9 protein-coding genes and 1 tRNA gene are annotated in these 7,644 nt (G+C 66.2%); all 10 read left to right on the top strand.

Features of this window, described 5'->3' with window-relative positions:
* On the top strand, window positions 1–151 hold a 151-nt coding region (gene tuf, locus VE326_09650), incomplete at its 5' end, for an elongation factor Tu (GenBank protein HYJ33469.1).
* A gap of 10 nt (window positions 152–161) precedes the next feature.
* Window positions 162–311 carry a 50S ribosomal protein L33 gene (gene rpmG / locus VE326_09645; GenBank protein HYJ33468.1) on the top strand — a complete coding sequence of 50 codons (150 nt, stop codon included), beginning with the start codon at window positions 162–164 and terminating at the stop codon, window positions 309–311.
* Between the two features lie 22 nt (window positions 312–333).
* Window positions 334–411, top strand: a tRNA-Trp gene (locus tag VE326_09640).
* Window positions 412–488: 77 nt separating this feature from the next.
* Window positions 489–698: a preprotein translocase subunit SecE gene (secE, locus tag VE326_09635; GenBank protein ID HYJ33467.1), complete on the top strand. Its 210-nt coding sequence runs from the start codon at window positions 489–491 to the stop codon at window positions 696–698.
* 17 nt (window positions 699–715) lie between these two features.
* Window positions 716–1,243 (top strand): transcription termination/antitermination protein NusG, encoded by a 528-nt coding sequence (nusG, locus tag VE326_09630; protein ID HYJ33466.1) that lies wholly within the window; start codon window positions 716–718, stop codon window positions 1,241–1,243.
* Window positions 1,244–1,337: 94 nt separating this feature from the next.
* Window positions 1,338–1,769, top strand: coding sequence for a 50S ribosomal protein L11 (gene rplK / locus VE326_09625; protein ID HYJ33465.1), 432 nt, complete (start codon window positions 1,338–1,340; stop codon window positions 1,767–1,769).
* An 8-nt stretch (window positions 1,770–1,777) separates the two neighbouring features.
* Window positions 1,778–2,482, top strand: a complete 705-nt coding sequence (gene rplA / locus VE326_09620) for a 50S ribosomal protein L1 (protein HYJ33464.1) — start codon at window positions 1,778–1,780, stop codon at window positions 2,480–2,482.
* 45 nt (window positions 2,483–2,527) lie between these two features.
* A complete protein-coding gene (gene rplJ, locus VE326_09615; protein HYJ33463.1) occupies window positions 2,528–3,043 on the top strand; it encodes a 50S ribosomal protein L10 in 516 nt (171 codons plus the stop codon).
* Window positions 3,044–3,108: 65 nt separating this feature from the next.
* The gene (rplL, locus tag VE326_09610) at window positions 3,109–3,498 is read left to right on the top strand and encodes a 50S ribosomal protein L7/L12 (protein ID HYJ33462.1); all 390 of its coding nucleotides are present in this window, start codon (window positions 3,109–3,111) and stop codon (window positions 3,496–3,498) included.
* Window positions 3,499–3,655: 157 nt separating this feature from the next.
* Window positions 3,656–7,558 carry a DNA-directed RNA polymerase subunit beta gene (gene rpoB, locus VE326_09605; protein ID HYJ33461.1) on the top strand — a complete coding sequence of 1,301 codons (3,903 nt, stop codon included), beginning with the start codon at window positions 3,656–3,658 and terminating at the stop codon, window positions 7,556–7,558.
* Window positions 7,559–7,644 lie beyond the last annotated feature (86 nt).

The following is a 7,644-nucleotide window of genomic DNA, read 5'->3' as shown; positions in this document are numbered from 1 at the left end:
GGAGGGACGGGAGATGGTGATGCCGGGAGACAACGTGGAGATGGCGGTGGAGCTGATCACGCCGATCGCGATGGAGAAGGAGCTTCGGTTCGCCATCCGCGAGGGCGGGCGCACCGTCGGCGCCGGCGTCGTGGCCGAGATTACGGAGTAAGGCGGAGCCCATGCGAGACCAGATCACGCTCGCTTGCAACGAATGCAAGGAGCGCAACTACACCAATACGAAGAACAAGCGCAAGCATCCGGACCGCGTCGAGTGGAAGAAGTTCTGCCCGCGCTGCCGGAAGCATACGCCGCATAAAGAGACCCGGTAAGACACCGGGCCGGAGTCTGGGTAGGCCAGTAGCTCAGTCCGGCTAGAGCACCGGTCTCCAAAACCGGGAGTCGGGGGTTCGAATCCCTCCTGGCCTGCCACTGTAGTGCCGACTCTTGTTCGTTGGAGCTTGGGGAAGGGGCCATCCGTGCGAGCGGAACCGACAGTCGAAAAGAGCGTGGCGCGGCCGGGGATCGTCACCGCCGCGAGCGAGTACATCAAGGACGTGCGGGTCGAGATGTCCAAGGTCTCCTGGCCGACGCGCGAGGAGCTCCGGGAATCCACCCTGGTGGTGATCGTCATGGTTTTCGTCATCGCCATCTTCATCGGTATCGTCGACCGCGGGCTCTCGCTCGCGTTCGAGGCGATCATCAAGATGGTCGGCTAGTGGAGAAGGAACACGTCATGGATTGGTACGTGATCCACACCTATTCGGGCCATGAGAACAAGGTCAAGGCCAACCTCGAGCGCGCGATCCATGCGGCGGGGCTGGAGGACCATTTCGGCCAGATCCTCGTCGCGACCGAGGAATTCGCCGAAATGAAGGACGGCAAGCGGATCACGTCCAAGCGGAAGACGTTCCCGAGCTACGTGCTCGTGGAGATGAACCTCGACATGGAGTCCCGCCTCGTCGTCCAGAACGTCCCGGGCGTGACCCGGTTCGTCGGCTCGGGCCAGGATCCGATTCCCCTTCGCGAGGCGGAGGTGAAGCGGATCCTCGGGCACATGGAAGCCGGCGGGCGGATGCGCGGCGCGGCCGAGGTGCCGTTCAAGTCGGGCGAGCACGTGAAGGTGGTGGACGGTCCGTTCACCGACTTCACCGGCGTCGTCGACGAGGTGAATCCCGAGCGGCAGAAGGTGAAGGTGATGGTGTCGATCTTCGGGCGCGCGACGCCTGTCGAACTCGACTTCCTGCAGGTCCAGCCGGTCTAGCCGGCGGGCGCTGCTTTCGGCGGGCGTTGGGCCCGCCGCGCGACCACGCGACGTGGGAGCCGGGCGCAAGCCCCGCGAACGGAAAGGAACACGGATGGCCAAGACGAAACCGGTGCAGGCGCTGGTCAAGCTCCAGGTGCCCGCCGGCAATGCGACCCCCGCGCCCCCCATCGGGCCGGCGCTGGGCCAGCACGGCGTGAACATCATGGAGTTCTGCAAGGCGTTCAACTCGCGCACGCAGGGGCAGCCGGGGCTCATCATCCCGGTCGTGATCACGGTCTACAGCGACCGTTCGTTCACGTTCATCACCAAGACGCCGCCCGCCTCCGTGCTCTTGAAGCGCGCCGCGGGGCTGGCGAAGGGCTCCGGCGAGCCCAACCGCAACAAGGTGGCCAAGGTGACGAGCGCGCAGGTGCGCGAGATCGCCGAGCTCAAGAAGCCCGACCTGAACTCGAATGACCTGGAGGCGGCGGTCCGGATGGTCGAAGGCACCGCGCGCTCCATGGGCATCGACGTCGTCGGATAGGGGGGCGCATGCGGATCGGAAAGCGGTTCCGCGCGGCCTCCGAGACGATCGGGGCCGAGCGGCTGGGAGATCTGAGCGACGCGGTGGCGCGGCTCAAGAAGTCGGCGACCGCCAAGTTCGACGAGACCGTCGAGGTCGCGATGCGCCTCGGCGTGGATCCGCGCCACGCGGAGCAGCAGGTGCGCGGCACGGTCGTGCTCCCGCACGGCACCGGCAAGAAGGTGCGCGTGCTCGTCCTCACGAAGGGCGAGAAGGAGCGCGAGGCCAAGGACGCCGGCGCCGATTTCGCCGGCTCCGACGAATGGATCAAGAAGTTGAACGAGGGTTGGATGGACGTCGACGTCATCGTGGCCACGCCCGACATGATGGGCGAGGTGGGGAAGCTGGGCCGGGTGCTCGGCCCGCGCGGGCTGATGCCCAATCCCCGCAGCGGCACGGTCACGATGGACGTCGCGAAGGCGGTCCGCGAGGTGAAGGCGGGGAAGATCGAGTACCGGGTCGACAAGGCCGGCAATCTCCACGCCCCCATCGGCAAGGCCTCCTTCGGCAACGAGCAGCTCGTCGCGAACGTCGAGGCGTTCCTCCGGGAAGTGCTCCGCATGAAGCCCGCGGCCTCCAAGGGGCAGTACCTGCGCAGCGTCACGCTCAGCTCCACGATGGGTCCGCCGGTCCGGCTCGATCCCGTCGCGATCCAGTCCGGTCTGAAGGCATAGGGCCCGGCCGCTCTCGCGACCGCTCCCAGGGGAGAATGCACGTCCATGGCGACCGCTGAAAAGGAACAGACCGTCGGCGAGCTGAACGAGCTCATCGCCCAGTCGAAGTCGATCTACCTGACCGACTTCCAGGGGATGAACGTCGAGCTGGCCACGAAGATGCGGCGCAAGCTCCGCGAAGCGAAGGTGGAGTACCGCGTCGCCAAGAACACGCTCACCAAGCGGGCGCTGCGCGCGCACGGCGTGGAGGCGCTCGACCAGTACCTCGAGGGCCCCACCGGCATCGCGTTCGGCTCCGACGAGGTGACCGCGGCGAAGATCCTCGCGGATTTCGCCAAGGAATTCGAGAAGCCGGCCCTGAAGGCGGCCTACGTCGCCGGCCAGGTGTACGGCCCGGACGGAATCAAGGTCTTGGCTCAGCTTCCTCCGCGCGAGGTGCTGCTGGGCCAGTTCATCGGTGCGCTTCGTTCCCCCATGCAGGGCGTCGTGGGCGTGCTCCACGGCTCGCTGCGCCAAATGGTGGGAGTCATCGACGCCATCGGTAAAAAGAAGCAGGGGTAGATCCCAAGACACTGGGGTCGGCCCCGCGCGGGCGCCCCGAGCCTGACCGGAGGAGGAACACGAACGTGGAAGCAGGGACGAAGGATCAGCAGATCATCAGCATTCTCGAAGGCATGACCATGCTCGAGGTCTCTGACCTCGTGAAGAAGCTGGAGACCCATTTCGGCGTCACGGCGGCCATGCCGATGATGGGGCCGATGATGGGCGCCGGCGGCGGCGCGGCGGCGGCCGCGGTCGAGGAGAAGACCGAGTTCGACGTCGTGCTGATGGCGGCGGGCGACAAGAAGATCAACGTGATCAAGGTCGTGCGCGAGCTGACCGGCCTGGGCCTCAAGGAGGCGAAGGACCTGGTCGACGGCGCGCCGAAGCCCGTGAAGGAGAAGGTCTCGAAGGAAGAGGCGTCGTCCGTGAAGCAGAAGCTGGAAGAGGCGGGCGCTTCGGTCGAGATCAAGTAGTCCGAGCCGTTCCCGTAGTGCGGTACTCCGGCCCGGCCGCTCGTGATCTGGCGAGGGGCCGGTCGGATCGAGGCCAGGCGCCCCCCGGCGGAAGCGACGGCGGGGGCGGCCTTCCGGCAGCGGGCGTTACCGAAAGGGTGAATACGACGTGAAAGCCATTCGCGGCAAGGAGCGGCGAAGCTTCAGCAAGATCGACCGGGATTGGGATCTTCAGATCCCGAACCTGCTCGACGTCCAGCTGGACTCGTTCCGCAATTTCCTGCAGGCCGATACGGACCCCACGAAGCGTAAGACCGAAGGGCTTCAGGAGGTCTTCCATAGCGTCTTTCCGATCAGCGACCCGCGCGAGTTCTTCTCGCTCGAGTTCGTGCGGTACGACCTCGGCGAGCCGAAGTACTCGGTGGAGGAGTGCCAGGAGCGCGACCTGACGTTCTCGGTCCCGCTCAAGGCCACGCTCCGCCTCCGGGTGCGCGAGGAAACCGAGGAAGGACGGAAGGACAAGAGCATCATCGAGCAGGAGGTCTACCTCGGCGAGCTGCCGATCATCACCGACAAGGGGACCTTCATCATCAACGGCGCCGAGCGGGTCATCGTGAGCCAGCTGCACCGCTCCCCCGGCGTCTTCTTCGACGAGACCGTCCATCCGAGCGGCAAGAAGCTCTACACCGCGCGGATCATTCCCTACCGCGGCTCGTGGGTCGAGTTCAGCCTGGACGTGAACGACATCATGTACGTCCACATCGACCGCAAGCGGAAGCTGCCCGTGACGGTGCTGCTGAAGGCGCTGGGCTACGTCTCCGACCGCGAGATCCTCGACCTCTTCTACGAGACGGAGGAGGAGGAGATCGGCGGGCCACGCTCCAAGAAGGAGCCGGACGCGCTCGGCAAGGTGGCCGCCGAGGACGTCGTCGACGAGAAGACGGGCGAGGTGCTCCTCGAGGCGAACGAGATCATCACGATGGAGCGCGTCGAGGGGCTGCGCAAGGCCGGCTTCACGACGGTGCGCGCCTTCCTGATCCCGCACCGTGACGAAGCCGACATCATCCGGAACACCCTGAAGAAGGATTCGACCAAGACGGAGGAAGAGGCGCTCACGCGCATCTACAACCTGCTCCGTCCGGGCGAGCCGCCGCGCGCCGACACGGCCCGCGACATCTTGAAGAAGCTCTTCTTCAACCCGAAGCGCTACGACCTGGCCAAGGTCGGCCGCTACAAGCTGAACCGCAAGCTCCCGCACGACCTGCTCCTCGGTCCCAAGGAGAAGCGGAAGAAGCTGGGCCTGGGCGTTCCGGACGACAACCAGACCACGCTCGGTCCCGAGGACTTCCTCGTGATCATCAACTACCTCCGGGCTCTCCGGCTGAACGCGGAGATCCAGGGGCTGGTGGTCACCACCGACGACATCGACCATCTGGGCAACCGCCGGGTGCGCGCCGTGGGCGAACTCCTCGCGAACCAGTTCAACGTCGGCCTCGCGCGCATGGCGCGGATCATCCGGGAGCGCATGACGCTCCAGGACGCCGACCAGGTGACGCCGTACGACCTGATCAACGCGCGGACGATCTCCGCGGTGATCCAGAGCTTCTTCGGCTCGAGCCAGCTCTCGCAGTTCATGGACCAGACGAACCCGCTCGCCGAGCTGACGCACAAGCGGCGCCTCTCGGCCCTCGGGCCGGGCGGCCTCACGCGCGACCGCGCGGGGTTCGAGGTCCGCGACGTGCACTACACGCACTACGGGCGCATGTGCCCGATCGAAACGCCGGAAGGGCCGAACATCGGGCTCATCTCCTCGCTCGCGACCTATGCGCGCGTGAACGAGCTGGGCTTCCTCGAGACGCCCTACCGCCCCGTGAAGAACGGCTCCGTCGACAAGAAGACGGTCCAGTTCCTTTCGGCGGACATGGAGGACCAGTTCAAGATCGCGCAGGCGAACGCCGTGGTGGACGAGGCGGGCAAGCTGGAGAGCGCCCAGACGGTGCGCGAGCGCGGCGAGTTCCCGTTCATGGAGCCGAAGGACGTGGACTACATGGACATCTCGCCGATTCAGCTCGTGTCTCCGGCCGCCGCGCTCATTCCCTTCCTCGAGCACGATGACGCCAACCGCGCGCTCATGGGCTCGAACATGCAGCGCCAGGCCGTGCCGCTCCTCTTCACCGAGCCGCCCTTCGTCGGGACCGGCCTCGAGGGGAAGGTGGCGGAGGATTCGGGCGCGCTCATTCTCGCCCGGCGGCCGGGCACGGTCGAGGCGGTCAGCGGCGACACGATCTTCGTGCGCTACGACCAGCCGGACGGCAAGGCGCGGACGGTGGACTACTCGGAGCTGGCGGGCGTGGACGCCTACCGGCTGACCAAGTTCCGCCGCTCGAACCAGGACACCTGCCTGAACCAGCGGCCCCTCGTGAGCGAGGGCGACCGCGTGAAGAAGGGTCAGCTCCTCGCGGACGGGGCGGCCACGCGGAACGGCGAGCTGGCGCTGGGCGCCAACGTGCTCGTCGCGTTCATGCCGTGGGGCGGCTACAACTTCGAGGACGCCATCCTCGTCTCGGAGCGGCTGATCAAGGACGACCGCTTCACCTCGATCCACATCGAGGAGTTCGAGCTGCAAGTGCGCGACACCAAGCGCGGCGCCGAGGAGATCACGCGCGAGATCCCGAACGTGAGCGAGGAGGCGGTCAAGAACCTCGACGAGGAAGGGATCGTGCGGATCGGGGCCCGCGTGAAGGCGGGCGACATCCTGGTCGGCAAGGTCACGCCCAAGGGCGAGACCGACCTCACGCCGGAAGAGCGCCTGCTGCGCGCCATCTTCGGCGAGAAGGCCGGCGACGTGCGCGATGCTTCGCTCAAGGCCCCTCCGGGCATGGACGGCGTCGTCATCGACACCAAGGTCTTCAGCCGCCGGGAGAAGGACGAGAGCACGAAGAAGCAGGAGAAGCGGAAGATCGACCGGCTCCGCCGCCAGAGCAAGAAGGAGCGGGACCGGGTCCTCGAGACGCGCGCCGCGGAGGTCTCCAAGGTGCTGCTCGGGGAGTACGTGAACAAGTGGATCGAGGGGGACGACGAGAAGGCGCTGGCCCGCAGCGGCAAGAAGATCGACGAGGAGTTCCTCGAGAAGGCGAACCTCGACTCGATCCCCTACCGCACGTCGATCACCCGCGACGACCAGGTGAACGAGCGCTTCTGGGGCATCATGGAAGGCGCGATGCGCGCGCTCGACCGGGTCGAGAAGAATCTGGAGAAGGAGATCGAGAAGGTCACGCGCGGGGACGAGCTGCCTCCCGGCGTGGTCAAGCTCGTGAAGGTGTACGTCGCCAAGAAGCGCAAGCTCTCGGTCGGCGACAAGATGGCGGGGCGCCACGGCAACAAGGGCGTCGTCGCCAAGATCCTCCCTGAGGAAGACATGCCGTACCTCCCGGACGGAACCCCGGTGGACATGGTGTTGAACCCGCTGGGCGTGCCGTCGCGAATGAACATCGGGCAGATCCTCGAGACGCACCTGGGATGGGCCGCTCACGATCTGGGCACCACGGTGGCGACGCCGGTCTTCGCCGGCGCGACCGTGGACGAGATCAAGGCGTGCCTCCGCGAGGCGAACCTGCCCGAGGACGGGAAGTCGGTGCTCTACGACGGTCGGTCGGGCGAGTCGTTCGATCAGCGCGTGACGGTGGGCTACATCTACATGATGAAGCTCTCGCACCTGGTCGACGACAAGATCCACGCGCGCTCGATCGGGCCGTATTCGCTCATCACGCAGCAGCCGCTCGGCGGCAAGGCGCAGTTCGGCGGTCAGCGCTTCGGCGAAATGGAGGTGTGGGCGCTCGAGGCCTACGGCTCGGCGCACATCCTCCAGGAGCTGCTCACGGCCAAGTCGGACGACGTGACCGGCCGCGCGAAGATCTACGAAGCCATCGTCAAGGGCGACGCGTCGTTCACGGCGGGCCTGCCTGAATCGTTCAACGTGCTCATCCGGGAGCTCCAGTCGCTCTGTCTCGACGTGGAGCTGATGAAGACGAAGAAGAAAACCATCGATGTCACTCCTCAACCCGTTTTGGAGGAGGTGTAAATAAATGCGTCCCTCATTTCACGAGCGCTCGGCGCTGACCAGCGACTTCGACGCGATTCGCATCAGCCTGGCGTCCCCCGACAAGA

The organism is Candidatus Binatia bacterium, assembly GCA_035631035.1.
In the GTDB taxonomy this organism is placed as follows: domain Bacteria; phylum Eisenbacteria; class RBG-16-71-46; order SZUA-252; family SZUA-252; genus DASQJL01.
Note: the sequence above shows the minus strand (reverse complement) of the source record. Positions and strands in the feature narration are given on the sequence as shown.

Coding starts and splice junctions, on each gene's coding strand:
- rpmG (HYJ33468.1), top strand. CDS start 162: ATGCGAGACCAGATCACGCTCGCTTGCAACGAATGCAAGGAGCGCAAC.
- rplK (HYJ33465.1), top strand. CDS start 1,338: ATGGCCAAGACGAAACCGGTGCAGGCGCTGGTCAAGCTCCAGGTGCCC.
- nusG (HYJ33466.1), top strand. CDS start 716: ATGGATTGGTACGTGATCCACACCTATTCGGGCCATGAGAACAAGGTC.
- rplA (HYJ33464.1), top strand. CDS start 1,778: ATGCGGATCGGAAAGCGGTTCCGCGCGGCCTCCGAGACGATCGGGGCC.
- rplJ (HYJ33463.1), top strand. CDS start 2,528: ATGGCGACCGCTGAAAAGGAACAGACCGTCGGCGAGCTGAACGAGCTC.